Source organism: Micromonospora cynarisoli (assembly GCF_030518815.1).
Taxonomy (GTDB): domain Bacteria; phylum Actinomycetota; class Actinomycetes; order Mycobacteriales; family Micromonosporaceae; genus Micromonospora; species Micromonospora wenchangensis.
Window position 1 is genome coordinate 1438301 of the sequence record NZ_CP130426.1, and the last position, 25797, is coordinate 1464097.

The 25797-nt window shown below is 73.6% G+C and carries 26 protein-coding genes; 17 read left to right on the top strand and 9 right to left on the bottom strand.

The annotated features are described in order from the left end of the window. Nucleotides 1–11: 11 nt before the first annotated feature. The gene (locus tag Q2K16_RS06050; RefSeq protein WP_302744053.1) at nucleotides 12–1352 is read right to left on the bottom strand and encodes an ABC transporter substrate-binding protein; all 1341 of its coding nucleotides are present in this window, start codon (nucleotides 1350–1352) and stop codon (nucleotides 12–14) included. Between the two features lie 16 nt (nucleotides 1353–1368). Continuing rightward, a complete protein-coding gene (locus tag Q2K16_RS06055; protein ID WP_302744054.1) occupies nucleotides 1369–2487 on the bottom strand; it encodes a LacI family DNA-binding transcriptional regulator in 1119 nt (372 codons plus the stop codon). A gap of 237 nt (nucleotides 2488–2724) precedes the next feature. On the opposite strand from Q2K16_RS06055, the gene Q2K16_RS06060 reads away from it, so the two are divergent. The 6 genes from Q2K16_RS06060 (at nucleotide 2725) to Q2K16_RS06085 (ending at nucleotide 11002) form a co-directional block, all read left to right on the top strand. Further along, complete coding sequence (locus Q2K16_RS06060; RefSeq protein WP_302744055.1) at nucleotides 2725–4053, top strand: Gfo/Idh/MocA family protein; 1329 nt, start codon at nucleotides 2725–2727, stop codon at nucleotides 4051–4053. Between the two features lie 83 nt (nucleotides 4054–4136). After that, on the top strand, nucleotides 4137–5561 hold the full coding sequence (gene uxaC, locus Q2K16_RS06065; protein ID WP_302744056.1) for a glucuronate isomerase: 1425 nt from the start codon (nucleotides 4137–4139) through the stop codon (nucleotides 5559–5561). Continuing rightward, nucleotides 5558–6862 carry an enolase C-terminal domain-like protein gene (locus Q2K16_RS06070; RefSeq protein ID WP_302744057.1) on the top strand — a complete coding sequence of 435 codons (1305 nt, stop codon included), beginning with the start codon at nucleotides 5558–5560 and terminating at the stop codon, nucleotides 6860–6862. Before uxaC ends, Q2K16_RS06070 begins: the two co-directional genes overlap by 4 nt. Further along, nucleotides 6853–8343 carry a mannitol dehydrogenase family protein gene (locus Q2K16_RS06075; protein WP_302744058.1) on the top strand — a complete coding sequence of 497 codons (1491 nt, stop codon included), beginning with the start codon at nucleotides 6853–6855 and terminating at the stop codon, nucleotides 8341–8343. Before Q2K16_RS06070 ends, Q2K16_RS06075 begins: the two co-directional genes overlap by 10 nt. Further along, the gene (locus Q2K16_RS06080; protein WP_489671854.1) at nucleotides 8340–9620 is read left to right on the top strand and encodes a Gfo/Idh/MocA family protein; all 1281 of its coding nucleotides are present in this window, start codon (nucleotides 8340–8342) and stop codon (nucleotides 9618–9620) included. The genes Q2K16_RS06075 and Q2K16_RS06080 overlap by 4 nt, the downstream gene beginning before the upstream one ends. 35 nt (nucleotides 9621–9655) lie before the next feature. Continuing rightward, entirely contained in the window at nucleotides 9656–11002 is a 1347-nt protein-coding gene (locus tag Q2K16_RS06085) for a pectate lyase family protein (RefSeq protein WP_302744059.1), read from the top strand. A gap of 66 nt (nucleotides 11003–11068) precedes the next feature. Here the strand turns inward: Q2K16_RS06085 and map are convergent, their stop codons facing one another. Further along, the gene (gene map, locus Q2K16_RS06090; protein ID WP_302744060.1) at nucleotides 11069–11839 is read right to left on the bottom strand and encodes a type I methionyl aminopeptidase; all 771 of its coding nucleotides are present in this window, start codon (nucleotides 11837–11839) and stop codon (nucleotides 11069–11071) included. Between the two features lie 66 nt (nucleotides 11840–11905). Between map and Q2K16_RS06095 the strand changes: the two genes are divergently transcribed. The 3 genes from Q2K16_RS06095 to Q2K16_RS06105 all read left to right on the top strand — a co-directional run bounded on the left by Q2K16_RS06095 (nucleotide 11906) and on the right by Q2K16_RS06105 (nucleotide 13614). Beyond that, the gene (locus Q2K16_RS06095; RefSeq protein WP_302744061.1) at nucleotides 11906–12196 is read left to right on the top strand and encodes a helix-turn-helix domain-containing protein; all 291 of its coding nucleotides are present in this window, start codon (nucleotides 11906–11908) and stop codon (nucleotides 12194–12196) included. A 155-nt stretch (nucleotides 12197–12351) separates the two neighbouring features. Continuing rightward, on the top strand, nucleotides 12352–12837 hold the full coding sequence (locus Q2K16_RS06100) for an ATP-binding protein (protein ID WP_302744062.1): 486 nt from the start codon (nucleotides 12352–12354) through the stop codon (nucleotides 12835–12837). A gap of 60 nt (nucleotides 12838–12897) precedes the next feature. Further along, nucleotides 12898–13614 carry an HD domain-containing protein gene (locus tag Q2K16_RS06105; protein WP_302744063.1) on the top strand — a complete coding sequence of 239 codons (717 nt, stop codon included), beginning with the start codon at nucleotides 12898–12900 and terminating at the stop codon, nucleotides 13612–13614. Here Q2K16_RS06105 and Q2K16_RS06110 read toward each other — a convergent pair. The 6 genes from Q2K16_RS06110 to Q2K16_RS06135 all read right to left on the bottom strand — a co-directional run bounded on the left by Q2K16_RS06110 (nucleotide 13586) and on the right by Q2K16_RS06135 (nucleotide 19957). Then, nucleotides 13586–14023 (bottom strand): barstar family protein, encoded by a 438-nt coding sequence (locus Q2K16_RS06110; protein ID WP_302744064.1) that lies wholly within the window; start codon nucleotides 14021–14023, stop codon nucleotides 13586–13588. The genes Q2K16_RS06105 and Q2K16_RS06110 overlap by 29 nt on opposite strands. Before the next feature lie 61 nt (nucleotides 14024–14084). Then, nucleotides 14085–14477 (bottom strand): ribonuclease domain-containing protein, encoded by a 393-nt coding sequence (locus Q2K16_RS06115; RefSeq protein WP_088646906.1) that lies wholly within the window; start codon nucleotides 14475–14477, stop codon nucleotides 14085–14087. Between the two features lie 292 nt (nucleotides 14478–14769). Then, a complete protein-coding gene (locus tag Q2K16_RS06120; RefSeq protein ID WP_302744065.1) occupies nucleotides 14770–16047 on the bottom strand; it encodes a cellulose-binding domain-containing protein in 1278 nt (425 codons plus the stop codon). Between the two features lie 280 nt (nucleotides 16048–16327). Next, a complete protein-coding gene (locus tag Q2K16_RS06125; RefSeq protein WP_302744066.1) occupies nucleotides 16328–17182 on the bottom strand; it encodes a hypothetical protein in 855 nt (284 codons plus the stop codon). Nucleotides 17183–17390: 208 nt separating this feature from the next. Further along, complete coding sequence (locus tag Q2K16_RS06130; RefSeq protein ID WP_302744067.1) at nucleotides 17391–18077, bottom strand: VOC family protein; 687 nt, start codon at nucleotides 18075–18077, stop codon at nucleotides 17391–17393. Between the two features lie 77 nt (nucleotides 18078–18154). Beyond that, on the bottom strand, nucleotides 18155–19957 hold the full coding sequence (locus Q2K16_RS06135; protein ID WP_302744069.1) for an ABC transporter ATP-binding protein: 1803 nt from the start codon (nucleotides 19955–19957) through the stop codon (nucleotides 18155–18157). A 165-nt stretch (nucleotides 19958–20122) separates the two neighbouring features. Here Q2K16_RS06135 and Q2K16_RS06140 point away from each other — a divergent pair, with 165 nt between their 5' ends. From Q2K16_RS06140 to Q2K16_RS06175, 8 genes are all read left to right on the top strand, one after another. Further along, nucleotides 20123–20515: a MarR family winged helix-turn-helix transcriptional regulator gene (locus Q2K16_RS06140; protein ID WP_302746388.1), complete on the top strand. Its 393-nt coding sequence runs from the start codon at nucleotides 20123–20125 to the stop codon at nucleotides 20513–20515. Nucleotides 20516–20610: 95 nt separating this feature from the next. Next, a complete protein-coding gene (locus tag Q2K16_RS06145) occupies nucleotides 20611–21930 on the top strand; it encodes a flavin monoamine oxidase family protein (protein ID WP_302744070.1) in 1320 nt (439 codons plus the stop codon). A 132-nt stretch (nucleotides 21931–22062) separates the two neighbouring features. After that, a complete protein-coding gene (locus Q2K16_RS06150; RefSeq protein ID WP_302744071.1) occupies nucleotides 22063–22797 on the top strand; it encodes a lysozyme in 735 nt (244 codons plus the stop codon). 43 nt (nucleotides 22798–22840) lie between these two features. Further along, nucleotides 22841–23542 carry a peptidoglycan recognition protein family protein gene (locus tag Q2K16_RS06155; protein ID WP_302744072.1) on the top strand — a complete coding sequence of 234 codons (702 nt, stop codon included), beginning with the start codon at nucleotides 22841–22843 and terminating at the stop codon, nucleotides 23540–23542. Between the two features lie 36 nt (nucleotides 23543–23578). Beyond that, on the top strand, nucleotides 23579–23950 hold the full coding sequence (locus Q2K16_RS06160) for an ArsR/SmtB family transcription factor (RefSeq protein WP_145919723.1): 372 nt from the start codon (nucleotides 23579–23581) through the stop codon (nucleotides 23948–23950). Further along, nucleotides 23947–24588, top strand: coding sequence for an SRPBCC family protein (locus tag Q2K16_RS06165; protein WP_302744073.1), 642 nt, complete (start codon nucleotides 23947–23949; stop codon nucleotides 24586–24588). The genes Q2K16_RS06160 and Q2K16_RS06165 overlap by 4 nt, the downstream gene beginning before the upstream one ends. Nucleotides 24589–24661: 73 nt before the next feature. After that, nucleotides 24662–25252 carry a riboflavin biosynthesis intermediates N-glycosidase gene (ybiA, locus tag Q2K16_RS06170; protein ID WP_302744074.1) on the top strand — a complete coding sequence of 197 codons (591 nt, stop codon included), beginning with the start codon at nucleotides 24662–24664 and terminating at the stop codon, nucleotides 25250–25252. Nucleotides 25253–25286: 34 nt separating this feature from the next. Beyond that, nucleotides 25287–25796 (top strand): NUDIX domain-containing protein, encoded by a 510-nt coding sequence (locus Q2K16_RS06175; RefSeq protein WP_302744075.1) that lies wholly within the window; start codon nucleotides 25287–25289, stop codon nucleotides 25794–25796. Nucleotide 25797 lies beyond the last annotated feature (1 nt).

The window sequence follows — 25797 nt, forward strand, 5'->3', positions numbered from 1 at the left end:
CGGTGGGTCGGTCAGGCGATCGCGGACTTGCAGGCGGCGAGGAACTGCTCGGCGGCCTGTTCCGGGGTGGCCCGCTGGTACTGGACGTTCTCGGCGGCCTTGACCAGCTCGGACTTGACCTTGCCGTGTCCCTTGATGGGCACCTGTGGCGACGGGCCGAACTTCTGCGCCAGCTCGGACTCGACCTGGATGGACTGCTTCATGGCCGGGTCGGTCACCGTCTCGCTGACCGTGGCCCGCAGGTCCATGTTGGACGGCAGACCCCGGTCGGTGCCGAGCAGCGCCACCGCCTCCGGGTCGTTGGCCAGGAAGTTGATCACGTCGACGGCGGTGTCCCGGTGCTTGCTGCCCTTGAACACCGACCAGTACATCGAGGCGCGGGCCCACTGGGCGCTCGGGTCGCCGGGGTAGGCCACCACCCCCAACTCGTCCTTGGTGTTCTTCTTCAGGTCCGGCATCTGGTTGACCCAGACCCATGAGGTCGCGGCCTTGCCGGTGACCACGAGCTGCTTGGTCACGTCGCTGGCGTTGCCCTCGTGGATCACGTCGGGGGTGGGGGTGGCGCCCCGGTCCCGGGCGTCCTTCCACAGGGTGAACCACTTCGTCACGTCCTCGGCGGTGAAGCCGAGATCCTTGCCGGCGTAGAGGTCCTTGCCCTGCTGGCGCAGCCAGACCCAGAACGCCTTGTAGTCGGCGCTCGGGTCCTGGGTGCCGGGGACCCTGGTCTTCTTCGCCACCTGCTCGGCCCAGGCGATGTGCTCCTCCCAGCTCTGGCCGGTGGTCGGCTCGGGCAGGGCGTTCTTGGCCAGCAGGGTCTTGTTGTAGACCAGCCCCTGGGTGTTCTCGCCGGAGGCCACCCCGGCCAGCTTGCCGTCGACGACACCGTACTCCAGCAGGCTCCTGGGGAACTTCGACACGTCGAGCTTGCCGGAGTCCTGGTAGCTCTTGAGGTCGAGCACGGTGCTGCGGCCGGCGTACTCGGCGAGGTAGTTGTCGTCGATCTGGAACAGGTCCGGCGGGTTGCCGCCGGCGGTGAGGGTGGCCAGCTTGTCGAAGTAGCCCTGGTTGGCCTGCCAGGTCTTCTCGAACGTCACGTTCGGGTGCTTCCTGGTGTAGAGGGCGAGGGCGTCCTCGGTGAGCTTGGCCCGCGCCTCACCGCCCCACCAGAAGACGGAGAGCTTGACCTGGCCGTCGTCACCGGCGGAGTCGTCGGCGCAGGCCGCCGCGCCGAACATCAGCGGTACGGCGACGGCGGTGGCGACCACGCCGCGCAGGAATCGACGGCGGGGCACGGGGGTACGGTGGTGCGGTTCGGCCGGCGTGCCGGCGGTGGGGGACGTTGCGGGGTGCATGCGCTCACTCCTCGGGCTAGGAGGCGACGACGCCACCGGTGGTCACGGTCGGGCCGCCCGGGTCCGCAAGGCGATGCGGACCCGGGCCATCCGGATCGGAACCGGGACGGGACCGGCCGGGTACGGGTCCGGTCGAGTCGCGAATGACCAGTTCGGTCTGGAGCATTACCTGTGCGGTGGTACGACGGTCGCCGACGGCCGCTGCCCGTCCCGCGCCGCGCGGGCGCGGGTCGGAGTCGTGTTGCAGCAGCATGTCGACGGCCGTCCGGCCGGCGGCCGCGGTTGGCGTGGCCACCGTCGTCAACTTGGGGCGGGTGAGTCGGCTCAGCGCGATGTCGTCGACGCCGACCACGCTGACGTCCTGCGGCACCCGGATGCCGAGCTGGTCGAGCCCCTCGATCAGCCCGATCGCCATCAGGTCGTTGTAGGCGAGCACGGCGGTGACGCCGCTGTCGCGTACCTGGGCGGCCAGTTCGCCGCCGCCGGTCTCGGTGGGCGGGTTGGGACCGAGCACGGTCAGCTCGGCCCCGCCGGAGCGGGCGGCGACGCCGGCCGCCCGGCGCATCTGCTGGTTGGTCCAGGAGCCGCGCGGCCCGCCGAGCAGGGCGAGCCGCCGGTGGCCGAGGCCGAGCAGGTGCTCGATCGCGGCGCGCGCCCCCTGGCCGACGTCCATCATCACGCAGGGCAGGCCGGTGACCTGCCGGTTTATCACCACCACCGGCACCTCCCGGCTGACCTGCTCGATCAGGCCGTTGCTCATCCGGGGGCTGCACAGCAGCACCCCGTCGACCTGCTTGGCCAGCGCGTGGACCAGTTCCTCCTCGGCGGCCGGGTCCTCGTTGGTGTCGGCCACGAAGACGTGGTAGTCGCGGTGCCGGGCCTGCCCCTCGGCCGCCTTGATCAGCGGCGGGAAGAACGGGTTGGCGATGTCGGCGATGATCAGGCCGATGTTGTGGGTACGGCCGGTGATCAGGGCACGGGCCGCCCGGTTGGGTCGGTAGCCGAGGTCCTCGGCGCAGGCCAGCACCCGGCCCCGGGTCTCCGGGTTGACCAGGTGCGGCGCCGAGAAGGTGCGGGACACCGTGGAGATGTGCACGCCCGAGGCCCGCGCGACGTCGCGGATGGTGGCTGGCACGGGCGGCCCTCTCGTCGATGGTGTGGTCGGGGTCACGCGGGTGCCGCCAATTAATGCAAACGGTTGCTCCACTGTCAACGGGAGTTTGTTACAGGTCGATTGCTTGGACGCTCCCACCATGCCCCCTTAAGCGCATGAACCGGGATCTATGCCACGGGATTGGCATCGATCGTTGACGTGCTCTTCACGGACGTGGTTTCTTCACTGCAAACCTTTGCAGCCACGGGAGGTCCACGGATGTCACCACCAGCCACGCCGCGTCGACGGCACGCCCTCGTCGGCACCGGGGCGCGGGCGGAGATGTTCGTCCGGGCCCTGGTCACCGCGCACGCCGACACCGCCGAGCTGGTCGCCTTCGCCGACGTCAACCAGACCCGGATGGACGCCCACAACCGGTGGCTGACCGAGCTGGGCCATCCGGCCGTGCCGACGTACCCGGCCGCGGACTTCACCGCCATGCTCGCCAAGGAACGGGTCGACGTGGTGCTGGTGACAAGTGTCGACGTCACCCACGACGAGTACATCGTGGCGGCCCTGCGGGCCGGCTGCGACGTGGTCACCGAGAAACCGATGACCGTCGACGCGGCCCGCTGCCGGCGCATCCTCGACGCGGTCGCCGAGACCGGCCGGCAGGTCACCGTCGCCTTCAACTACCGCTACAACCCGTTGCACGAGCAGGTCAGGAGGCTGCTCGCCGACGGCGCGGTCGGCGAGATCGGCTCGGTGCACTTCGAGTGGCTGCTCGACGTGCGGCACGGCGCGGACTACTTCCGCCGCTGGCACCGGGACAAGGCCAGCTCCGGCGGGCTGATGGTGCACAAGGCCAGCCACCACTTCGACCTGGTCAACTGGTGGCTCGACGCCACCCCGGTCGAGGTGTACGCCGCCGGCCGGCTGTTCTTCTACGGCGACACGGGCCGCCGGCACGGCTACGCCCGCGACTACGACCGGGCGCACGACTCCCCCGCCGCCGCCGACGACCCGTTCGCCCTGCGGCTGGCCGACCATCCCCGGCTGCGCGAGCTGTACCTCGACGCCGAGGGCGAGGACGGCTACCAGCGCGACCGCAACGTCTTCGCCCCCGGGGTGAGCATCGAGGACGACATGGCGGTGTTGGCCCGCTACTCCACCGGCGCGACGATGACCTACCACCTCACCGCCTACGCCCCCTGGGAGGGCTACCGGGTGATGGTCAACGGCAGCCGGGGCCGGCTGGAACTGGAGGTGACCGAAAGCGACTTCGTCAGCCCGGCCGCCGCCGGGGCGCTCAAGGGGGCCGCCCTGCACGGCGACGAGGCCGCCGCCGAACACGGCGCGGCCACCCTCACCCTGCGCCCGTTCTGGGCCCCGCCCACCCGGATACCGGTCGAGGGCTACACCCGGCGGGGCCACGGCGGCGCGGACGTCCGGATGACCCGGGTGATCTTCGGCGGCGAACCGGACCCGCTGCGCCGGGCCGCCACCGCCCGCGACGGGGCACTGGCCCTGCTCACCGGGCTGGCCGCCAACCGCTCCTTCGACACCGGCGAGCCGGTCCGCGTCGCCGACCTGCTCACCCTGCCCTGACCGATCGCCGGCCCTGCGCCCGCGCCCCGCCGACCCCGCCCCGAACCGCCGACCCTCCGCCCGTACCCGAGGAGTCCTCCGCCGTGCCGACCTCTCCCGACCTGCTCCTGCCGACCGACCCGGGCGTCCGGGCCATCGCCCGCGAGCTGTACGCCCTCGCCGGCCCGCAGCCGATCATCTCGCCGCACGGGCACGTCGACCCGGCGCTGCTGGCCGAGGACCGGCCCTTCCCGGACCCGGCCCGGCTGCTGATCGTGCCCGACCACTACCTCACCCGGATGCTGCTCAGCCAGGGGGTGCCGCCGGCCACGCTGGGCGTGCCCAGCGTCGACGGCACCCCGGTGGAGACCGACGGGCGGACCATCTGGCGACGCTTCGCCGACCACTGGCACCTGTTCCGGGGCACCCCGTCGCGGCTGTGGCTGGAACGCACCTTCAGCGAGGTGTTCGGGGTGGACACCGCACTCACCCCGGCCACCGCCGACACCGTCTACGACGCGCTGGCCGCCCGGCTGGTCGAGCCGGAGTTCCGGCCCCGGGCGCTGTTCACCAGGTTCCGCATCGAGGTGCTCGCCACCACCGAGTCCCCGCTGGACGACCTCGCCGCGCACGCCAAGCTCGCCGCCGACGGCTGGGGCGGGCCGGGTGGCCGGGTGGTCACCACCTTCCGCCCCGACAACGTCGTCGACATGGAGTTCGACGGCTGGGCCGACAACGTGGCCCGGCTCGGCGAGGTGGCCGGCGTCGACACCGGCACCTACGCCGGCTACCTGGACGCGCTGCGGGCCCGCCGGGCGGCGTTCGTCGCGGCCGGCGCGACCTCCTCCGACCACGGCCACCCCACCGCCCGGACGCTGGCGCTCGACGCCGACGAGGCGGCGCGGCTCTACGACAGGGGCCGGCGCGGGCTGGCCGACGCCGCCGACGCCGAGGCGTTCCGGGCGCACATGCTCGTGGAGTTCGCCCGGATGTCCCTCGACGACGGGCTGGTGCTGCAACTGCACCCCGGCGCCGTGCGCAACCACAACCGCAGGCTGTACGCCACCCACGGCCGCGACGTCGGCGGGGACGTCCCGCACGCCACCGAGTACGTGCACGCGCTGGCCCCGCTGCTCGACGCGTACGGCAACGACCCGCGCCTGCGGGTGGTGCTCTACACCCTCGACGAGTACACGTTCACCCGGGAGCTGGCCCCGCTGGCCGGCGGCTACGCCGCGCTCTACCTCGGCGCGCCCTGGTGGTTCCTGGACTCCCCGGAGGTGCTGCGCCGGTTCCGGGAGGCGGTCACCGAGTCCGCCGGGTTCTACAACACCGCCGGGTTCGTCGACGACACCCGCGCGTTCTGCTCCATCCCGGTCCGCCACGACGTGGCCCGCCGGATCGACGCCGGATTCCTGGCCCGCCTCGTCGCCGAGCACCGGCTGAGCGAGGCCGAGGCCGCCGAGACGGTCGTCGACCTGGCGTACCGGCTGCCCAAGAAGGTCTTCAAGTTCGGGGAGTCCGCATGAGCACCAGGATCACCGACGTCGACGTGCACGACGTCCGGTTCCCCACCGCGGCGGCCGGCGACGGCTCCGACGCGATCAACCGGGGCGACTACTCGGCCAGCTACGTCGAGCTGCGCACCGACGGCGGCCCGACGGGCGCCGGGTTCACCTTCACCAACGGCCGGGGCAACGAGATCACCTGCGCGGCGATCGGGGCCCTCGCCCACCACGTGCGGGGCCGCACGGTCGAGGACATCGCCGCCGAGCCGGTGGGGTTCTGGCGGTCGCTCACCGCCGACGTGCAGCTGCGCTGGCTGGGGCCGGAGAAGGGGGTCATCCACATGGCCGCCGGCGCGCTGGTCAACGCGGTCTGGGACCTGCGGGCCAAGCTGGCCGGCAAGCCGATGTGGCGCTACCTCGCCGAGCTGCCCACCGACGAGCTGGTCGCCAACGTCGACTTCCACCACATCACCGACGCGCTGACCCCCGACGAGGCGGCCACCCTCCTCGACAAGGGACTCGTCGGGGCGGCGGAACGGCTCGCCGTGCTGGAACAGGACGGCTTCCCGTCGTACACCACCTCCGTGGGGTGGCTGGGGTATCCGGACGACAAGGTGCGGACGCTGACCCGCGAGGCGTACGCCCGGGGCTGGCGGGCGATGAAGATGAAGGTCGGCGGCCCGCCCGCCGACGACCTGCGCCGGGCCCGGATCATCCGGGCCGAGATCGGCCCGGACGCGCTGCTGATGATGGACGCCAACCAGGTGTGGGACGTCGACGAGGCGATCACCAACATGACCGCGCTGGCCGAGGCCGACCCGTACTGGATCGAGGAGCCGACGCACGCCGACGACATCCTCGGCCACGCCCGGATCGCCCGCGCCGTGACCGGCCTGACCGACGGCCGGTGCCGGGTCGCCACCGGCGAGGTGGCCGCCAACCGGGTCATCTTCAAGCAGCTGCTCCAGGCCGAGGCGATCGGGGTGATGCAGATCGACGCCTGCCGGGTCGCCGGGGTCAACGAGGTGCTGGCGGAGCTCCTGCTGGCCGCGAAGTTCGGGGTGCCGGTCTGCCCGCACGCCGGCGGCGTCGGCCTCTGCGAGTACGTGCAACACCTGGCGATCTTCGACTACCTGCGGGTCGGCACCAGCCTGGACGGGCGGATGGTCGAGTACGTCGACCACCTGCACGAGCACTTCGTCGACCCGGTCCGCACCCGGGGCGGCAGGTACCTGCTGCCCACCGCCCCCGGCTACAGCGCCACCATGCGCCCGGAGTCGATCGCCCGGTTCCGGTTCCCGGACGGCCCGGTGTGGCGGTGAACGGGGGCGCCGACCGGCTGGGCCTGGCCACCCTGCGCCGGCTGCCCGAGCAGAGCCGACCGCTGATCCGGCCGGGCACCGTGCCGGCCGGCATCGTCCACCTCGGACTGGGCGCGTTCCACCGGGCCCACCAGGCGGTCTGCACCGAGGCGGCGATCGACGCCGCCGGCGGCGACTGGGGCATCGTCGGCGTCGCCCCGCGCAGCACCGACCTGGTCGAGGCCCTCGCCGCACAGGACGCGCTGTTCAGCGTCACCACGCTGGCCGCCGACCGGTCCGCGACCCGGGTGGTCGGCGCGCTGGCCGGGGTCCGGCACGCGGCCAGCGACCCGGCGGCGGTGGTCGCGCTGCTCGCCGACCCGGCGACCCGGGTGGTGACGCTGACGGTGACCGAGAAGGCGTACCGGCTCGATCCGGTCTCCGGCGCGTTACGCACCGACGACGAGCTGACCCTCGACCTGACCACCGACCGGCCCCCGGTCACCGTGCCCGGCCTGCTGGTGCGTGGGCTACTCGCCCGCGCCGCCGCCCAGGCGGGGCCGATCGCGCTGGTCAGCTGCGACAACCTGCCGTCCAACGGGCGTCGGCTGCGCGGCCTGGTGCGGCAGTCGTTGGCGCTGGCCGGGGTGCCGGACGCCGTCCAGGACGCCCTCGCCGGGCAGGTCAGCTTCCCCGGCACGATGGTGGACCGGATCGTCCCGGCCAGCACCGACGAGACGCTTGCGAACGCCCGCGCCGCGCTGGGGGTGACCGACCTGGCGGCGGTGGCCGCCGAGCCGTACCTCCAGTGGGTCATCGAGGACGACTTCCCCGGCGGCCGGCCCCGGTGGGAGCGGGCCGGCGCGGTGCTCACCACCGACGCCGGCCCGTGGGAGCGGCTGAAGCTGCGCGGCCTCAACGGCGTCCACTCGGCCGTGGCCTACCTGGGGGCGGTGGCCGGCCGTGAGACGATCGCGGACACGCTGGCGCTGCCCGGCCTGACCGACGTGCTGCGCCGGTTCGTCGCCGACGACGTGGCCGCCAGCTTCACCCCGCCCGAGGGGACGACCGTCGTCGGGTACGGCGACGAGGCGCTGGCCCGGTTCGCCAACCCGGCGATCCGGCACCGCACCCTCCAGGTGGCGATGGACGGGTCGCAGAAGCTGCCGCAGCGGGTCCTGCACACCGCCGCCGACCTGCGCGCCCAGGGCCGTCCGGCGTACTGGTCGGCGCTGGTCGTGGCGGCCTGGCTGCGGTTCCTCGACGGGCGGGCCGACGACGGCACGGTGCTGCCGCTCGACGACCCGCTGGCCGACCGGATCACCACCGCGCTCGCCGCCGCCGACGGCACCGCCGCCGGCACGGTCGGGGCGGTGTTCGCCCTGTCCGAGGTCGTTCCGGCAGCGCTCGCCTCCGACGACGGGTTCCGTACCGACGTGGCCGGATGGCTGGGCGCGCTGCGTACCCACGGGGTGGCTTCGGTCCTGGCCGGTGCGGCGTGACGGGCCCGGTGCCGCCGGCCGCCGCCGGTGGGCTCGCCGCCCGGGGCGCACCGGCGGCCCCCGACGGGACGCCGTCGGTCGCCCCGGCCGGGGCCGACGCGACGGCCGTGCCCCGGGTGGCGATCGTCGGCGCGAACGGGCACGGCCGCTGGCACCGGCGCAGCGTCGCCGGGCTGCACGCGGCGGGACGGCTGCGGCTGGTGGCGCTGGTCGACGTGCGGCCGATCGAGGACGAGCCGGCCGCGCCGGTGCCGCCCGGGGTGAGCGTGCACACCGACCACCGGGAGATGCTCGCCGCCGCCCGCCCGGACGTGGTGATCGTCTGCACCCCGCCGCACACCCACCTGCCGATCGCCCTGGACGTGCTCGCCGCCGGGGCGGACCTGCTGCTGGAGAAGCCGCCGGTACTGTCCACCGCCGACCACCGGACGCTGGCCGGGGCACTGACCACGACCGGGCGGGCCTGCCAGGTCGGCTTCCAGGCGCTCGGCTCGATGGCGCTGGCCGAACTGTCGGCCGCCCTCGGGCAGGGCCGGCTGGGCACGGTCACCGGCATCGGCACGGTCGCCTGCTGGCAACGCCCCGACGGCTACTACGCGCGGTCCCCGTGGGCCGGCCGGCGCAGCCTGCACGGCCGGCCGGTGCTCGACGGCGCGCTGGCCAACCCGCTGGCGCACGCGGTGATGCAGTGCCTGGCGGTCGCCGGGACGGTGACCGGCGCACCGGTCCGGCCGGCCCGGATCGAGCTGGAGCGCTACCGGGTCCGGCCGATCGAGGTGGACGACACCGCCACCCTGCGCATCGTCACCCCCGGCGGGCCGCCGATCGTGGTGGCGGTGACGCTGGCCGGGGAGGACTTCGTCGCCGGGGAGGTGATCGTGACCGGCACCGCCGGGCGGGCGGTGCTGGAGTACCCGACCGACCGGTTGCTGCTGCCCGGCGACCCGCGACCCCGGGAGGTGCCGGGGCGGCGGGGACTGCTGGAGAACCTGCTCGCCCACCGCGCCGACCCGGCCGGCACGCCGCTGATCGCCCCGCTGGCCCGCACCGCGCCGTTCACCGCCGTGCTGGAACAGGTGCGACGGGCCCCCGAACCGACCCTGCTCGGCGGTGACCTGGTCACGGTCACCGGCAGCGGGCCGGAGCAGGTGGTGACGGTGCCCGGGATCACCGCAGCGCTGCGCCGGGCCGCCGAACAGGGCGCGCTGCTGTCGGAACTGGCGGTGCCGTGGGCGGTGCCGCCGGTGCGGATCCCCCTGGCGGCGCAGGACGACTGACCCGCCATCCACCACCACACCCCGCGGAGAGTCCCATGCGTCCACGCACCACCGGGGCGGCCCTGGTCGCCCTCACCCTGCTGCTCACCCCGGGCACCGCCGCGTCCGCCGCGCCACCCGACGGGCCGCCCCGGGCCATCGAGCGGCTCGCCCGGCAGACCCTGCCGGCCGGCGACGGCTGGGCGTCCGAGGGCCCCGGCACCACCGGCGGCGCGGCGGCCGGCCCGGACCAGGTCCACCTGGTGCGTAGCCGGGCCGACCTGGTCCGGGCGCTGGGTGGCGACAACGCCACCAACCGGAGCAACGCCACCCCCAAGGTGATCGTCGTCGACGGCACCGTCGACGGGTTCGCCGCCGACGACGGCCACCTGCTCGGCTGCGCCGACCTGGCCGACCCGGAGTACAGCCTGCCGGCCTACCTGGCCGCGTACGACCCGGCGGTGTGGGGCATGGTGCCGCCGACCGGGGCGCTGGAGGCCGCCCGGGTGCGGTCGGTGGCCAACCAGACCCGGCAGACGCAGATCAACGTCGGCCCCAACACCACCATCGTCGGCCGGCGCGGGGCGGTCCTCACCGGGCTGACCCTGATGGTCGACGGGACCAGCAACGTCATCGTCCGCAACCTGACCTTCGACGACGCCCGGGACTGCTTCCCGGCGTGGTCCCCCACCGACGGCGCGACAGGCAACTGGAACTCCCAGTACGACCAGGTCTCGGTACGCCGCAGCGAGCATGTCTGGGTCGACCACAACACCTTCACCGACGGCGACAACCCGGACAGCGGGCAGCCGGTGTACTTCGGCCGGCCCTACCAGGTGCACGACGGGTCGTTGGACGTCACGCACACGGCCAGCCTGGTGACCGCCTCGTACAACCGGTTCACGGGAAGGGACAAGCTGATGCTGATCGGCTCGTCCAACACGGTCGGGCCGGACGTGGGCCGGTTGAAGGTGACGCTGCACCACAACCTGTTCGACCGGGTGCTCCAGCGGCTGCCCCGGGTCCGGTTCGGCCAGGTCGACGTCTACAACAACTGGTACCGGCTGGCCGGCGACGACGTCGTGTACGCGATCGGGGTCGGCGTGCAGTCCGCCGCGTACGTGGAGAACAACCTCTTCACCCTCGGCGTCGGGATCGCCCCCGGCGACCTGCTGTACGACTGGGGCGGCACCGCCGTCACCACCCGGGGCAACTGGGTGGACGCCGACCGCGCGTTGCCCCGCCCGATCGACCTGGTGGCCGCCTACAACGCGACCCACGACCCGGACCTGGGCGGCGACGCCGGGTGGACGCCGACCCTGCGCGCTCCGCAGGCGGTGCCCGCGCCGCTGGTGCCGCTCGTGGTGGGGCCGTTCGCCGGGGCCGGTCGGCTGCCGCTGTGAGCCGCCTGCCGTCGGGCCGTGCCTGCCGTCGGCGCGGCCCGACCGCCCGGCGGGTCGGGTCCGGGGTCACCTCGGCAGGGTGAGCACCTCCGCGCCCTCGGGCGTGATGGCGATGGTGTGTTCGCTGTGTGCCGTGCGGCAGCCGGTGGCGCTGCGCAGCGTCCAGCCGTCGGCGTCGGTGACGAGGGTGGCGGTGTCGGCCATGACCCAGGGTTCCAGGGCCAGCAGCAGGCCGGGACGCAGCCGGTAGCCGCGACCGGGCCGGCCGGTGTTGGACACGTGCGGGTCCTGGTGCATGGTCGAGCCGACGCCGTGCCCGCCGAACTCGGTGTTGATCGGGTATCCCGCCGCGTGCAGGACCGTGCCGATGGCGTGCGAGAGGTCACCGACGCGTGCGCCCGGTCCGGCGGCGGCGATCCCGGCGCGCAGCGCCCGCTCGGTGGCGTCGATCAGCGCGACGCTCTCCGGGGGGTGGGTGTCGCCCACCAGGAAGCTGATCGCCGAGTCGGTGACCACGCCGCCGAGGGAGACGGCGAGGTCGAGGGAGAGCAGGTCGCCGTCGGCGAGGTGGTAGTCGTACGGCCGCCCGTGCAGCACCGCGTCGTTGACCGAGGTGCAGATGTAGTGGCCGAAGGGTCCCCGGCCGAAGGAGGGCGCGTAGTCGACGTAGCAGGACGTCGCCCCGGCGTCGGCGATCATCTGCTGCGCCCAGGCGTCGATCTCCAGCAGGTTGGTGCCGACCACGCTGCGGCCCTTCAGCGTCTGGAGGATCTCGGCGACCAGCGCGCCGGTGTCCCGTGCGCGCCGCACGTCGGTGGGGTTCAGGATCTCGATCATGCGGTGCCTTCCGTGGACCACCAATAAGTATCCCGGCCATGTTATCCCGGTACTAGAATCGCAGCCATGGTCAGGTTGCCGCTCACCCCCGCCGAGGTCGCCCGCGGACGACGCCTCGGTGCCCTGCTGCGCCGTGCCCGGGGGCAACGGTCGATGCTCGGCACCGCACTGGCCGCCGGGCTGTCCCCGGAGACCCTGCGGAAGATCGAATCCGGTCGGGTGGCCACCCCGGCGTTCCCGACCATCGCGGTGCTCGCCGACGTCCTCGGCCTCTCCCTCGACGCGGTCTGGACGGAGATCAACCAGTCCGACGGCGGGATCGTCGTGCCCGACCCCGGCGAGCGGCTCGCCTCGTAGCCCCAACCCCTCCCGGGCGTGCCGTCCCCTCCCCGGCCGCCCCCGGAAGCCCCTGCCCAGGGGTGGTGCTCGGCGGCGGGCCGGGACAGGGAGAATGACCCGGGTGATGGTCGGGCTGCCGACGGACGACGAGAATCAGCGGGAGGTGGACCCGGGTGGCCGGTGCACGCGACGTCGGCGCGGACCGACCCGGTCCCCACCCGGCGGACGACCCGGCCGACACAGTGCGTCGGGCCGGCACCCCGCACCCGCCCGCGGCGTTCCGGGCGGCGCTGGCCGCCGATCCGGCCCAGCTCTCCCCCGCCCGGGAGGCGCTGCGGGCGTGGCTCACCGGGGCCGGGGTCGACGAGGCGGACGTCGAGGTGGTGCTGATCGCCGTCGGGGAGGCGTGCGCCAACGCCATCGAGCACGGCTACCGGTTCGCGCCCGGGGCGAGCGTCACGGTGTCGGCCCGACTGCGCGCCGAGCGGCTGGAGGTCGAGATCCGCGACACCGGCGGCTGGCGGGAGGGCCCGTCGCAGGGCGGCGACCGGGGCCGGGGACGACTGATCATGGCCCGGTTGATGGACGAGGCACAGCTCGACGGCACCCCCGCCGGGACGACGGTCCGCCTGGTCAAGCACCTTCCCGGCCGGGGATGAGGCGGTCACATGCCCGACGGCGGGGTCGGACCGACAGTGAAGATCGGCTATAAGTAGGCGATGGAGTTCCCGCCGTACCTCGCCACCATGCCGATGCACGCGATCACCGAGCTGCACGGCGAACCGGGCCTGCTCGCCCGGTTCCGGCTGGAGTTGCCGGCCTTCGCCACCGCCGAGCGGGACCGGTTGACCGAAGCCCTCGACCTGGCCGCCGAACTGCACCGCGACGACCGGCGGTCCCGCGAGCCGTACCTCAACCACCTGCTGCGGGTGGCGATCCGGATGACGCACCACTACCAGGTGCGCGACCCCGACGTGATCGTCGCCGGGCTGCTGCACGACGCGGTGGAGGACCATCCGGGCGAGTTGGCCGGCGCGGGGGCGACCGACCCGACGGCGGCGGCGCTGGCCGCGCTGGCCGACCGGTTCGGCGCCCGGGTGGCCCGCCTGGTCGCGGCGGTCACCAATCCGGTGTACGACCCGGAGCGCGACCCGCACGTGCAGTACCGCGAGCACGTCGCGGCCAGCCTGGACCGGGAACCCTGGGCCCGGGTCATCAAGGTCTCCGACTTCACCGACAACGGCGTGGGCGTGGTCTACGCCGTCGGACCGAAGGTGGCCCGCTCGGCGGCGAAGTACCGGCCGCTGGTGCCGGTCTACCGGGAGTTGATCGCCAGGCCGGACACCCCGCTGTCGGCACCGGTGAAGCGGCACATCTTCGCCCAGCTCGACCTGGCCGAGGAACGGTTCAGCGCGATCCTCGACCACGCCAACTGACCCCGTCGCCACCGAGGACGGCGTGCAGCCGGTGCCGCAGCTCGGGCAGCCGCTGCGGGGTGTCGCGCAACAGCAGGCAGACCGGCTCCCGGGCACCTGCCGACACCCCGCCCACCACGTCGAGCAGCGTGCCGAGCTGACCGGGCGGCTCGTCGGCCAGCAGCAGGCCGGCGTCGGTCACCTCGAGGGTGAGCGGGCCGGCGTCGAGCCGGTCGGCCAGCACGTCGGCGAGGGCGTCCCAGTTGCGGCCGAAGTGGCCGGGCAGGCCGAGCGCGTCGGTGAGGGCGTCGAACAGCGCGGGGCGGGTACGGGCCGCCGCCCCGGCCACGGTGACCGACGGCGTCGGGTGCCCCGCCGGCCGGGCCTCGTCGGTCACCCGCAGCCAGCCCGGCTGGCGCTGTCCGGTCATGGGGCATCCTCCTGCTCGACGGGGCGGGCCGGCGGACCGGCCCGCCCCGGGTGGTCCTCGGTCAGATCCGGTAGAAGTTCGCGTAGTGGTCGGGGGAGAACCAGGTCGCCCCGCTGCTCTTGTTCACCACGATGCGGTACGCGTCCCGCGCCGCGCCGGAGACCCGTGGGTAGACGTCGTACTCGTAGTAGGTGGCGCCGGCGGGAAGCTGCCCCTCGTAGTTGTAGAACTGGCCGCCGGCGAAGTTCGACAGGCCACCGCTCCAGCTGTACCAGCCCCGGCTGGTCGGGAAGCCCTTGGCCGACCAGCCGGAGCGGGCGGTACGGGCGTCCGCGCAGCGGGACATCGTGCAGGAGCCGTAGACCGCCGCCGACGCGGGGTCGGTCAGCCTGGGGGTCACCACTGACGGTCCGACGAGCAGCGCGGCGACCAGGGCGGTCAGCAGCGCGAGGATGCCGGGGACACGGCCGGGCCGGGGACGCGGGGTCGGGGCGGTGGCGGGGGTGACGGGGTTCGCGGGAGTGCTCAACGGGTCCTCCGGGTCGCGGGGCCGACAGGAATACATCGATCAGGATGGTTGTCCCGATCAGCCACATTCTGGCGGTAGGCGGACCCCGCCGGCCAGAGGCCAGCCTGGCAACCGTGGATGAACGCACCATGATCGGCACGCCACCGTCGGCTGAAATGCCAGGTGGACGCAGGGCCGGGACCGGGCAGCCCCGCCGGCCGCCCGGTCCCGGTCGGGGTCAGCAGCCGATCCGGCTGGTGCCCAGGGCGACGTCGTCGTACCAGAGGGTGTCCGCGCCCTCGCCGTAGCTCTCCCAACCCAGTTTCAGGTCGGTCAGCCGGGGACGCCAGGTGCGGTTGTACCACTGGCTGTCGATGTCGTGGGTGGGCGTCCCGTCGGCGGTCAGCCCGGTGACGGCGGTGCCGTCGAGCCAGGTGCGCAACTGGCCCTGGTTGCCGTCGACCATGAACTCCAGGCACGTCCAACGGCCGGTGGGCAGCGGCACGCTCAGCGCCACCCCGGACGGGCTCTGCTCGGGCAGGGTCGCGTCGTCCGAGGCCCGGTTCCACTGCAAAGCGCCGTTCTGGCCACCCATCCGCAGGTCCTTGTTGCCGTCGGCGGCGTCGGTCATGGCCATGATGGTGACGTGCTGGGTCGGCAGTGCGGTGGTGTGGCGCAGCCAGATCCGGCCGTACCGGACGGTGCCCACCGCGCTGAGATCCCTGGTGGAGCGCACGAAGACGTGGTTGCAGTACCCCTGCGCGCCGTCGATGCGCAGCGAGCGGCTGCCGCTGTGCGTGGTCGCCGTGTCCACCGAGGCCCGGCCCGTCCCGGAGCAGTCCGGGTTGACCACGCTCCAGTCGCCGGCCGGCGTGCTGCCGGTCTGGTTCTCGAAACCGTCGCAGAGCACCGCCCCGGCACACCCGGCCGGCGGCGGCGTGGTGGGCGGCGGCGTCGTGGGGGGCGGGGTGGTCGGCGGCGGGGTCGTCGGCGGAGGCGTGGTCGGGGGCGGGGTAGTCGGCGGAGGCGTCGTGGGCGGAGGCGTGGTGGGCGGCGGCGTCGTCGGCGGAGGCGTGGTCGGCGGCGGCGTGGTGGTCGGCGGCGGAGCGCCGTTGCACGGTACGCCGTTGAGCGTGAACCCGGTCGGCGCGGCGGAACCCGAGGTGCTGGTGCCCTGGACGCCGAACTCGGTGGAACCGCCGGCCGGGACGCTGCCGTTCCAGGCGGCGTTGCGGGCGGTGACCGTCGTACCGGACTGGCTGACCGTGGCGTTCCAGCCGCCGGTGATCCGCTGCCCGCCCGGGTAGGACCAGGTGACGGTCCAACTGCTCAGGGCGGTGTCGCCCGGGGAGACCCGGACGTTGGCGGTGAAGCCGCCGGTCCACTCGTTGGACTGGTAGTCGATCCGGCAGCCCTGGGCCGCCGAGGCGGTGCCGGCGAGCACGGTGGTGACGGCGGCAGCCACCGTGGCGGTGGCGGCCACGACGGCGGTGATGCGGGTACGGGAGATCCTCACAGGGGTCCTTCCGGCTGGCCGTCGGTGTGGACCGACGGCGCGGGAGCAGTGACGTCGCTCGCGCGTCGACGCGCCGTGTCGGCACGTGGACAACAGCCCGGCTCAGGCCAAACAGCCGCCCGGCAACCCGGCGGCACCCGGACCCAATGTAGTGATGGTTGCCTATGGAAACAAGTGCCGCACCGCGCACGGTGACGGCCACCCGTCGTCACCGGCGAGGATCATCCGCAGTCCGCGCCCGGCCGGTCGATATTTCGGAGGTCGACCGGCCGGGCACGGCTCAGCGGCCGGCGGAGAGGCTGGCGCAGTCCGTCTCGTCGGGCAGCAGCGGGCGGAGGGTGACCGTCCAGGGCTTCCCGCCGGAGGTCCACGGGGTAGCGGCGTTGGCCTTGCCGGCGGTGGCGATCAGCTGCTGCACGGCGGCACCGGCGACCGTCACACAGCCCAGGTCGAGCCCCGTGCCGAGGCTGGCCCCGGGCAGCGCCGGGCCGGGCCACTCCATCCTGGGCTGCTTCGCGGTCTCCGGGGTGGCGACCCACGGGCCGGCCACCGCCGCGATGGCGGTCGGCTGGTACGGCTGCGTCGCCGCGGTCCCCGGGTCGGTCAGCTTGTCGGCGAAGGTCCGCAGTTTCTCCCGGGCGGCCTGCTGGGCGGGGGTCAGGCCGGCCTCGGGGCCGGTCGCCTCGCCCAGGGCGTAGACCTCCAACTGCTCGCTGCCGACCGTTCCCCGGATGGTGAACCGGGTGGTGGTCACGTCGGTGATCGACGGGGTACCCACGTCGACGGAGCTGCCCACCCCGGCGGCGCGCGCCTGCTCGACCAGCTTCGCCACCTCGGCCGTGCTGATCGTACGGACCTGGAGGTTGGGCAGCGCCGGGCCGGGATAGCTCAGGATGGTCGGCCCCTGCGTGATCACCCGGCCGTCGGCATAGACGCTGACGGACGGCAGTCGGGTCACGTTCGTCTCGGGCCGCACGAAGCCGCCCGTCTGGTCGATCCGCAGCACCGGCACGTCGGCGGGAAGAGAAGTCGGGGCCGCATCGGGCGCGACGCCCGCCCCGTCCTGCCCCGCACAGGCAGCAGTGAGCAGCAGCACCGGCACGACCGCCGCCCACACACCTCGAAAACTCGTCATACCCCCTTCGACGCACCCGGTCCCCCCGCGGCTCCCCGTCCCCACCCTCAAAATCGCCACGAAAGGGTGATCAAGAGGTTCGCGTCATCCCCACGCCGTTGATCAAGAGGTTCGCGTCATCGGGAAGATCGAACCTGACGCAAACCTCTTGATCAACGAGGGCGGGCCGACGCGGAAGCGGGCAGGCCGACGCGGGGGCGGGGGTGGGTCAGGGGGTGGGGGTTTCCTGGGGGTGGCACTGGCGGGCGCGGAGGAAGGGGCCGAGGCCCATTCCGTCCTCGATGGCGAGGAACGCGCCGCGCGCCGTCAGCAGCGTCTCGTCGGCGTGCGCCATGCAGCCCCACGCCGTGTCGCCCCACGAGTCGGCGAGCTTGACCTCGGCCGGCTCGGGGCAGGGCTCGCCGCGCCGGCCGCCGATCTGGCATCGGGCGGGTGCGCCACCCCGGCGGCCGACCGCCTCGGCGGCCTCCCGGATCAGCGAGAACCGCGCCTCGCCGCCCGCCTGCGGGTCACGCTCCTGCTGGGGTACGGCCTGCCGCTGCCCGAAGGCCACCACGTTGCCGTCGGGGTCGGTGACCCGGCACTCGCCGCCCGGTGCGTGCTCCGGGTAGCCGGCCTTCCGCACGGGGTACCCGGCGGCGGTGAGCCGCTCGGCGGTCGCCGTCAGGTCGTCGACGTACAGGTAGACGAGCAGTGGCAACTCGACGGTGACCAGGCGCGGGGTGACCGCCGCCAGCAGCAGCGTCAACTCCCCGCACCGCAGGTACGACCAGCGTGATCCACCGTCGCAGCCGGCCCGGATCTCGGTGTAGCCGAAGTTCTCGTAGAACCGTCGGGCCGCGTCGGCGTCCGCCACGTACAGCACCGGCACCTGGGCCCGCACACCTTTTTGCACGGCGTCACTCTAGTCACTGGCGATCGGCGACTCACGTCTTGCAGATCGGGTTTCTCCGTCCACCGGGTCGCCCCTGGTCAGCCGGCCAGGGTGGCGTACCGGCCGGCGCGGGCCAGCAGCGTCTCGTGGGTGCCGGACTCGACGATCCGGCCGTGGTCGAGCACCACGATCTGGTCGGCGTGGCGCACCGTGGAGAGCCGGTGTGCGATGGTGATCACCGTCCGCCCCTCGGCGAGGGTGTCGAAGGCCCGTTGCACGGCCCGCTCGGTCTCGGTGTCCAGCGCGCTTGTCGCCTCGTCGAGCACCAGCACCCGGGGGTCGCGCAGCAGCGTACGGGCGATCGCCAGGCGCTGCTTCTCGCCGCCGGAGAAGCGGTGGCCCCGGGAGCCGACGACCGTGTCGTACCCGTCGGGGAGGGCGGCGATCAGGTCGTGGATCTGCGCGGCGCGGGCGGCGTCGTCCAGTTGGGCGTCGGTGGCGTCGGGGCGCGCGTACCGCAGATTTTCCCTGATGGTGGTGTGCAGCAGGTAGGTCTCCTGGCTGACCACGCCCACGACGGCGGCCAGGTCGGTCAGCCGCAGGTCGCGCAGGTCGACGCCGTCGATGGTGATCCGACCGGCGTCGGGGTCGTGCAGCCGGCTGACCAGGGCGGCGAGGGTGCTCTTGCCGGAGCCGGTCTCACCGACCAGGGCGAGGCTGCTGCCGGCCGGGACGTCCAGGCTGATGCCGGCGACGGCGGCGGTGTCGCTGCCCGGGTAGCTGAAGGTGACGTCCTCGACGCGCAGGTGCCCGCGCACCCGGGCCGGGTCGACCGGCACCGGCCGGGCCGGGTCGTCCACCTCCACCGGCAGGTCGAGGTACTCGAAGATCCGGGCGAACAGCGCCAGCGAGGCGGTCAGGGTGACGCCCACGTTGAGCAGCCCCATCAGCGGCCGGAACAGGCTGCCCTGGAGGGCGGTGAAGGCGACCAGGGTGCCGATGCTGAGGGTGCCGGCGGTGCCGGGCAACCCCGCGCCGAGGTAGATCACCGCCGGGATGGCGGCGAAGATGATCGTCATGGTGGCCATCCGCCACCGGCCGGCCAGCTCCGAGCGCAGCTCCAGGTCGACCAGGCGGGCCGAGCTGGCGGTGAACCGGTCGATCAGCGCGCCGCCCGCGCCGAGGGTCTTGCTGAGCTGTACGCCGCTGATCGACAGCCCCTCCTCGATGGTGACGTTGAGGTCGGCTAGCTCCCGCTGACGCTGGGCGGTGATCTCGCGGCGCATCGCGGCGACCCGGCGGGTGAGCCAGATGGCCGGCGGCAGCACCACCAGCGAGACGAGGGTGAGTCGCCAGGACAGCGCCACCATGGCGACCAGCGTGGCCACCACCGTGGTCAGGTTGGACGCGATCGAGGTGGCGGTGGACGTGACGACGGTCTGCATGCCGCCGATGTCGTTGGTGATCCGCGACTGCACCTCGCCGGTGCGGGTGCGGGTGAAGAAGCCGATCGACTGCCGGTGCAGGTGGGCGAAGACGTCGGTGCGCAGCCGGTGCATCACCAGCTGCCCGACCCGGGTGGAGATCCAGGTCTGCGCCACGCCGAGCACGGCGGTCACCGCCGCCACGGCGATCATGCCGACGACCAGCCAGACCAGCAGGGTCAGGTCGCGTTCCGGCAACGCGCGGTCGATCACCGCCCGCAGCAGGAACGGCGAGGCCATCGCGACGATCGACGACACCACGATGATCGCGGTGACCACGGCCAACTGCCCACGGTACGCGGTGAACAACCGGCCGATGCGGCGCAGCGAGACGGCGCGGGCCTGGGACTTCTCGGCGGCGCTGGCGGTCCGGGGGGCGCCGCCGCGGCCCTCCCGGTGAGGATGCGTGGTGTCCAAGGGGGTCCTTCTTCCGTTCGGGGGATATTTGCTGAGGTTACCTCATCATGAGGGAACAACAGCGAATCCTGCTACCGTATTCCGGTGACCGGTGCGCCGTCCGACCCGCCAGCCGATCCGGCCGCACACCGTGCCGGGCCGCCGACCGACCCGGCCGAGGAGAGCCTGGCCGAATTGTTCTGGGCAGTGGCCAGGCAACTGCGACGCCAGTCCCGACGCACCCTCGAACCCTGGGACGTCAACCCCGGCCACGCCCGCGCCCTCGCGGTGCTCACCCGGCACGGCGCGATGCGGCTCAGCACGCTCGCCGAACACCTGCACATCGCGCCCCGCTCCACCACCGAGGTCGTCGACGGCCTGGCGGAACGCGGGCTCGTCGCGCGCCACCCCGACCCGGCCGACCGGCGGGCGACCCTGGTCGCGCCGACCGACGAGGGCACGCGGGTCGGCGCGGCCATCCGGACGGCCCGCGCGGCCGAGGCGGAACGCTTCTTCGGTCACCTCTCCCCCACCGACCACGCCGACCTCACCCGCATCCTGCGCACCCTGCGCGACTGACCCCCACCATCCGCGCAGCCCCACCGGCCCCGTCGGCGATTCGATCATGGGAAGGCGCTGGGCGTAGGCGGTCCGGGGCGGGGTATGCGCGGTCGATGCGGGTGGTGGTGGTCGGTGCGGGGTTCTCCGGGCTCGCCGCGGCGGCGGCGTTGTGCCGGGGTGGGGCGCGGGTGGTGGTGCTGGAGGCCCGCGAACGGGTCGGGGGGCGGGTGGCGACCCGGCGGCTGGCCGACGGCACCGCGCTCGACCTGGGCGCGCAGTGGATCGGCCCCACCCAGGACCGGATGGCCGCCCTGGTGGCCGAGCACGGGCTGACCACGTTCCCGTCGGCCGCGCAGGGCCGGCCGGTGGTGCGCTGGAACGGGCGGCTGCGGGAGACGCCGCCGGAGTCGGTCCGGCAGACGGTGGACCTGCTGGACGACCTCGCCACCGGGGTGGACCCGGCGGCACCGTGGCGGGCGGCGCGGGCGGACGAGTGGGACCGGCTCACCCTCGGCGGCTGGTTGAGCACCACCGCGCCCGATCCGGTGACCGCCAGGTACGTGGGTCGGCTGATCGCCGGCGGGTTGCTGGCGGTCGACCCGGACGAGGTGTCGCTGTTGCAGGTGCTGTTCTACCTGCGCAGCGGCGGCGGGAGCGGGCTGCTGCTGGGGATGGCCGGGGGCGCCCAGCAGGATCGGCTGGTGGGTGGGCCGGCTCTGCTGGCGGAGCGGATGGCGGCGGCGCTGCCTGCGGGGACGGTACGGTCCGCAGCGCCGGTACGGGCGGTCCACCAGGACGGTCACGGGGTGGTGGCGTACACCGACGACGGGGCGTACCGGGCGGAGGCCGCGGTGGTCGCGGTGGCCCCGGCGTTGGCGGGCCGGATCGCGTACGCACCGGCGCTGCCGGCCCTGCGCGACGCGTTGACCCAGCGGATGCCGATGGGGTCGGCGTTGAAGCTGCACGCCGTCTACCCGACGCCGTTCTGGCGGGCCGACGGGTGTTCCGGGGTGACCACGTCGGCCGACGGGCCGCTGACCGAGACGGTGGACAACTCGACGCCGGGTTCGACGCGCGGGGTGCTGACCGCGTTCAGCTACGGCCGGCAGGCCCGGGAGCTGCGCCGACTGCCCCCGGGGCGGCGACGGGCCGAGGTGCTGGCCGCGCTCGTGGAACTGGTCGGTCCGGCCGCCGCCGGGCCCGACGACCTCGTCGAACACGACTGGTCGGCCGACGAGTGGACCCGGGGCTGCTTCTGCGGGGCGCTGACCCCCGGTTCGTGGCGGGATCACGGTCCCGAGCTGCGCCGGCCGGTGGGGCGGGTGCACTGGGCGGGCACCGAGACGGCGACCCGGTGGGCCGGTTACCTGGAGGGCGCGGTGCTGGCCGGCGAGCGGGCGGCGGCCGAGGTTCTCGCCGATCCCGTCGCCTGACGGCACCCGCCCACCCACCGATAGATAATCTTGATTTCATCTATTGAAAACTATCTCCGGCCGTGACCTAATACCTGACAGTTCCTTTCGTCGCTCCCGCCGCGACCACGCGGCATCCCCCAGGGAGGAAAGATGAACCGTCTCCGTGCGCTCACGGGCACGCTGCTGGCGACCGCCACCATGGTCGCCGCCGCCACCCTCGGCGTCGTCACCCCGGCCGCCGCCGCCCCGGCCGGCCTGCCCGGCATGGACGTCTCCAGCTACCAGGGCAACGTCAACTGGTCCGCCGCCTGGACCAACGGCGCCCGGTTCGCCTACGTGAAGGCCACCGAGGGCACCTACTACACCAACCCGTACTTCGCCCAGCAGTACAACGGGTCGTACAACGTCGGCATGATCCGGGGTTCATACCACTTCGCCCGGCCGGACACCACGACCGGCGCGACCCAGGCCAACTACTTCGTCGACCACGGCGGCGGCTGGTCGAAGGACGGCCGGACGCTGCCCGGCGCGCTCGACATCGAGTACAACCCGTACGGCGCGACCTGCTACGGGCTGAGCCAGAGCGCGATGCGCACCTGGATCGCCTCCTTCGTCAACCAGTACTACGCCCGCACCGGGCGCTGGGCGACGATCTACACCACCACCGACTGGTGGACCACCTGCACCGGCAACTACAGCGGCTTCGCCGCCACCAACCCGCTCTGGCTCGCCCGGTACGCCGGCACGGTGGGCACGCTGCCGGCCGGCTGGGCCACGTACTCCTTCTGGCAGTGGGCGTCGTCGGGCACCTTCCCGGGCGACCAGAACGTCTGGAACGGCACCCTCGACCGGCTGCGGGTGCTGGCCTGCAACGGCACCTGCTGAGCCCGCCCGCCCCGATCGCCCCGGAGCACCCGAGGAGCCCGTCATGTCCGTACCCGTGTCCCGGCGCAGCGTGCTGCGCGGCGCGGTCCTGCTCGGCACCGCCGGAGCGCTCGCGCCGGCTCTGCCCGGCGGAGCCGCCGCCTCCCCCGTCACCCCGCTGACCACCGGCAGCACCCCGACCACCGCCCTCGGCCGGGTCGACCAGCCGGTGATCGCCAACTGTGCCACCTGGGGGGCCCGGCCGCCGTCGTCGCCGGTGAGCGTGGTCGAGAACCGCCCCAACAAGATCATCGTGCACCACACGGCGTTCCCGAACTCCGACGACTACAGCCTGGCCCACGCGTACGCCAACTCGCGGGAGATCCAGGACCTGCACATGGACGGCAACGGCTGGCTGGACTCCGGTCAGCACTTCACCAACAGCCGGGGCGGCCAGCTCACCGAGGGCCGGCACGGCAGCCTGTACGCGCTGCTGCACGGCCGGACGATGGTGCAGGGCGCGCACTGCGTGGGGCAGAACAGCCAGGCCATCGGCATCGAGAACGACGGGATCTACGTCGACGTGCAGCCGCCGCAGGCGCTCTGGGACAGCCTGGTGGTGTTCTGTGCGTTCACCTGCCAGCAGTACGGCATCCCGGCCAGCCAGATCTACGGTCACAAGGACTTCGCCAGCACCCAGTGTCCCGGCCTCCTGCACGACCGGTTGCCCGAACTGCGCTCCGCCGTCGCCGCTCGACTTGGCTGATTGCTTATATAAGTGATGCCTGATACAAAGGGGACCGTGCACGCCTTCGACGTCCTCGGCGACCCGGTACGCCGGCGCATCCTCGAACTGCTCGCGCAGGGTGAGCGGAGCGCCGGTGGGGTCTGCGCGGTGATCCAGGAGGAGTTCGGGATCACCCAGCCCGCCGTCTCGCAGCACCTCAAGGTGCTGCGAGACAACGGGTTCGCCACGGTCCGCCCGCAGGGCGCCCGTCGGCTCTACGCGGTCGATCCCGCCCCACTGCGGGAGGTCGACCAGTGGCTGGAGGGGTTCCGCCGGTTCTGGACGCCGGCCCTGGACGCCCTGGCCACGGAGATCGCCAGGGGTCGGCGCGAACGGCGGGCGCACACCACGACGGACGACCCGACCGAGCACCGGAGCACCTCATGATCGAGACCAGCCACCAGATCAGCGCCGTACGACGCACCGTGGGCAGCCGCACCCTCGAAGCGGGTGAGGCGCGCGTGCTGACCATCAGCCAGACGTACCCGACGACGCTTGACGACCTCTGGGACGCCTGCACCAACGCCGAGCGCATCCCGCGCTGGTTCCTGCCGGTCTCCGGCGACCTACGGCTGCACGGCCGCTACCAGTTCGAGGGCAACGCCGGTGGCGTGGTGCAGCGCTGCGACCCGCCGAAGAGCTTCGCCGCCACCTGGGAGATGGGCGACGAGACCAGCTGGATCGAGGTCCGCCTCACCCCGGAGGGCGACGAGCGGACCCGGTTCACCCTGGAACACGTCGCCCACGTCGACGACCAGCGGTGGACCGAGTACGGCCCCGGCGCGGTCGGCGTCGGCTGGGACTCCGGCCTGCTCGGCCTGGCCAGCCACCTCGACGCCGACGGTGGGGGCGTCACCCCCGACCAGGCAGCCGCGTGGATCGGCTCGGCGGACGGGCGACGCTTCATGACGCTCAGCGGCGAGGCGTGGGCCGAGGCCGACATCGCCGGCGGCACCGAACCGCAGGCCGCACGGGCCGCCGCCGCCCGCACCATCGCCGCCTACACCGGCACGCCGTCGGCCTGACCCCGGCACCCGCACCGGTCCCGGCGAGAAACCCGGGTGCGGGTTGTCGGCGTCGGCAGCGACACTGGGCGGCATGTCGATGCGCCGCGCCGATGACGTCCTCGCCCTGCACCGCGCCGGGCAGCGGGTGCGCTACCTCTGCTTCTGGGGGCACCGGCCGCAGCGGGACGGCACCGTCGGCCGCAGCTGCCTGAGCCAGTGGTGGCCGGCGTCGTTCACCGTCGACGGGCGGCGCTTCCCCACCGCCGAGCACTGGATGATGTGGCGCAAGGCGCTGCTGTTCGACGACGCCGAGGCCGGGGAGCGGGTGCTCGCCGCCGACCACCCGCAGCAGGCCAAGGCGGTCGGCCGGGAGGTGCGCCGGTTCGACCCGGCGGTGTGGGAGGCCGAGCGGTACGCCGTCGTGCTGGCCGGCAGCCTGGCCAAGTTCGGCCAGCACGCCGACCTGCGGGCATACCTGCTCGGCACCGGGGACCGGGTGCTGGTGGAGGCGAGCCCGGTCGACCGGGTGTGGGGGGTCGGGCTGGCCGCCGACGACCCGCGCGCCGAGGATCCGGCCCGCTGGCGCGGGCTCAACCTGCTCGGCTTCGCCCTGATGGAGGCCCGCGAGATCCTGCGCGACGGCGGGCCGCCCGGCTCCGGGCCGACGGCGGACCTGCCCTGAGCCGGGCGGCCCGGGGGCGGTAACGTGCCGCGGCATGACCGTCCTGCCGCACACGCACTGTCACTACTGCGGGGCGGCCTATCCGCCGGACGCCGGCTGGCCCCGGCTCTGCACGGCCTGCGGCCAGACGGTGTGGCGCAACCCCACCCCGGTCGCGGTGGCGCTGCTGCCGGTCCGGACCGACGCCGGGCTCGGGCTGGTGGTGGTGCGCCGGGACATCGAACCGGCCCGGGGCCTGCTCGCCCTGCCCGGCGGCTTCGTCGAGTATGGCGAGGAGTGGTCCGAGGCGCTGGTCCGGGAGCTGCGCGAGGAGACGGGGCTGGTCGACGAGGCACAGCGGGCCCGGCTGTTCGCGGTGCACGGCGCCCCGCACGGCGGCACCATGATGATCTTCGGAGTGCTGCCGGAGCGGCCGGCCACGCAGCTCCCTGCGTCGACGCCGACCGAGGAGGCCACCGAGTGGCTGGTCCTCACCGAGCCGGTCGAGCTGGCGTTCTCCACCCACACCCGGGTGCTGGCCGACTTCCTCGCCGGCCGGCGCTGAC

What these genes read in the sequence shown, in the direction of transcription:
- Q2K16_RS06145 (WP_302744070.1), top strand. Translation starts at nt 20,611, where the DNA reads ATGCGGGTGGTGGTGGTCGGTGCGGGGTTCTCCGGGCTCGCCGCGGCG.
- Q2K16_RS06150 (WP_302744071.1), top strand. Translation starts at nt 22,063, where the DNA reads ATGAACCGTCTCCGTGCGCTCACGGGCACGCTGCTGGCGACCGCCACC.
- Q2K16_RS06095 (WP_302744061.1), top strand. Translation starts at nt 11,906, where the DNA reads ATGGTCAGGTTGCCGCTCACCCCCGCCGAGGTCGCCCGCGGACGACGC.
- Q2K16_RS06165 (WP_302744073.1), top strand. Translation starts at nt 23,947, where the DNA reads ATGATCGAGACCAGCCACCAGATCAGCGCCGTACGACGCACCGTGGGC.
- Q2K16_RS06070 (WP_302744057.1), top strand. Translation starts at nt 5,558, where the DNA reads ATGAGCACCAGGATCACCGACGTCGACGTGCACGACGTCCGGTTCCCC.
- Q2K16_RS06110 (WP_302744064.1), bottom strand. Translation starts at nt 14,023, where the DNA reads ATGACCGGACAGCGCCAGCCGGGCTGGCTGCGGGTGACCGACGAGGCC.
- Q2K16_RS06175 (WP_302744075.1), top strand. Translation starts at nt 25,287, where the DNA reads ATGACCGTCCTGCCGCACACGCACTGTCACTACTGCGGGGCGGCCTAT.
- ybiA (WP_302744074.1), top strand. Translation starts at nt 24,662, where the DNA reads ATGTCGATGCGCCGCGCCGATGACGTCCTCGCCCTGCACCGCGCCGGG.
- Q2K16_RS06125 (WP_302744066.1), bottom strand. Translation starts at nt 17,182, where the DNA reads ATGACGAGTTTTCGAGGTGTGTGGGCGGCGGTCGTGCCGGTGCTGCTG.
- Q2K16_RS06060 (WP_302744055.1), top strand. Translation starts at nt 2,725, where the DNA reads ATGTCACCACCAGCCACGCCGCGTCGACGGCACGCCCTCGTCGGCACC.
- map (WP_302744060.1), bottom strand. Translation starts at nt 11,839, where the DNA reads ATGATCGAGATCCTGAACCCCACCGACGTGCGGCGCGCACGGGACACC.
- Q2K16_RS06050 (WP_302744053.1), bottom strand. Translation starts at nt 1,352, where the DNA reads ATGCACCCCGCAACGTCCCCCACCGCCGGCACGCCGGCCGAACCGCAC.
- Q2K16_RS06085 (WP_302744059.1), top strand. Translation starts at nt 9,656, where the DNA reads ATGCGTCCACGCACCACCGGGGCGGCCCTGGTCGCCCTCACCCTGCTG.
- Q2K16_RS06105 (WP_302744063.1), top strand. Translation starts at nt 12,898, where the DNA reads ATGGAGTTCCCGCCGTACCTCGCCACCATGCCGATGCACGCGATCACC.
- Q2K16_RS06155 (WP_302744072.1), top strand. Translation starts at nt 22,841, where the DNA reads ATGTCCGTACCCGTGTCCCGGCGCAGCGTGCTGCGCGGCGCGGTCCTG.